Origin of the sequence: Holdemanella sp. DFI.5.55 (genome assembly GCF_020593575.1) — a bacterium.
GTDB lineage: Bacteria > Bacillota_I > Bacilli_A > Erysipelotrichales > Erysipelotrichaceae > Holdemanella > Holdemanella hominis.
This window is the reverse complement of sequence record NZ_JAJDMK010000254.1, coordinates 1-274: the sequence shown is the minus strand read 5'-3', so window position 1 is coordinate 274 and position 274 is coordinate 1. Positions and strand designations below refer to the sequence as shown.

Annotated in this window: 1 pseudogene; it reads right to left on the bottom strand. The window is 50.7% G+C overall.

Going from position 1 to position 274, the window contains the following annotated elements:
• Window positions 1-274: pseudogene (locus tag LJE08_RS13995) on the bottom strand (hypothetical protein); the annotation flags it as partial.

The following is a 274-nucleotide window of genomic DNA, read 5'->3' as shown; positions in this document are numbered from 1 at the left end:
AAAGCATTGCATCAGCTTCATCGGCCTGTTCGCCATAAGGCAGCCGGACGGCAATAAAACGATAGGCATCGTCTGCAGTTTCTGCTCGCAGGCTTTCAACTGCCAACTGTGAAAGCCGTCCCGCCAAGCTTGAGTCCTGACCACCGGAGATGCCCAGCACCAGTGTTTTTAATCCGGTCTTCTTCAGATAGTCCTTTAAAAATTCAACGCGGCGCTTGACCTCGATTGCCGGATCAATTGATGGCGGTACGGCCAAGGTATTAATGATTTCTTC